The sequence below is a fragment of the Mesorhizobium sp. WSM4848 genome (assembly GCF_055811375.1).
Genome location: NZ_JBVVPX010000097.1, coordinates 1 through 1,218 on the forward strand (window position 1 = coordinate 1; position 1,218 = coordinate 1,218).

Annotated in this window: 2 protein-coding genes; both read left to right on the forward strand. The window is 61.7% G+C overall.

Going from position 1 to position 1,218, the window contains the following annotated elements:
• On the forward strand, positions 1-362 hold a 362-nt coding region (locus AC0L16_RS33420; protein ID WP_473625786.1), incomplete at its 5' end, for a phage holin family protein.
• The coding region (locus tag AC0L16_RS33425; RefSeq protein ID WP_473625787.1) for a hypothetical protein at positions 359-1,218 on the forward strand (860 nt) is incomplete at its 3' end. The genes AC0L16_RS33420 and AC0L16_RS33425, both read left to right, overlap by 4 nt.

Sequence of the window (1,218 nt, forward strand, 5' to 3'; positions counted from 1 at the left end):
CCCTCGTCAGCGATCTGGCACAGCAGGTCACAACCCTGCTTCAAACCGAAAGTAGGCTGTTGCGGGCCGAAATTTCGGAAAAAATTAGCAAGGCCGGCACAGGCGCCGCCGAGGTTCTGGGCGGCGCGATATGCCTTCTCGCGGCCTTGATAGTGCTTTTGCAAGCACTCGTAATCGCCCTGGCGAGTGCCGGCTTGGGAGCGGGATGGTCCTCGCTGCTGGTCGGGATCGTCGTCGCGATACTGGGAATCATTCTCTTGCGCTCTGGCACGAAAAGCATGGCTCCTTCCGAGCTGACGCCCGATCGCACACAGGACCAACTGAAGCGCGATGCACGCGTGATCAAGGATCAAATGAGATGACCGACAAATCCGCAGCCGAGCTTGAACGCGATGCCGACATCGCCCGGGCCAAAGTAGCAGACACCGCCGAATCGATCCGCAGCAAGATGACACCGGGTCAATTGATCGACGAATTTACCGGAATGTTTTCCGGCGGCGAGGGGTCTGCCATGCTTGGCAACCTCAAGTCGCAAGTCAGGGACAACCCGTTGCCGCTGACGTTGATTGGAGCCGGTCTGGCCTGGCTGATGCTCGGCAACGGCACGTCGGCAACCAACTCAGCTGCCGCCGCTTATCGGACAGGCCTGGCTCGTGACGCGTTCTCCGACCCGCACAGGGATGAGGATTTCAGCCAGGGCAGCGAAGCGTCCGGAATCGGGGCGATGCTCGCGGATACCGCCGGTTCGGTTGCATCAGCAGCAAGCGGCGCGGCCGAAGCTGCGGCAAACGCTGCAACGGGCGCCAAGGAGAGGATGACAAACACTGCCGGCCAGATCGGCTCAAGCGCCAGCGATATAGCGGCTCGGACGCGCCAATCGGCACAAGACCTCTTCGAGCGCGAACCGCTGGCTATCGCCGCAGTCGGTCTCGCGCTGGGCACTGCCATCGGGATGATGCTGCCCCACACAGCCACAGAGGATGAGCAACTTGGCGCCTACCGCGACAGAATTCGCGACAGTGCGGAGGAGGTTTTCGAAACGGGCCTGGAGCAAGCAAAGCAAGTTGCCGCCGAGACCTACGATACGGTCAAGGAAGAGGCCGACCGGCAAGGCTCGGGTGGAGATGCCGACACGCTGGCAGGCAAGGTCGGCAAGGTTGTCGAATCGACGGCAAAGCGAACCGAGGAAGCCATTCGCGATCGTTTGCCGGGGTCGTC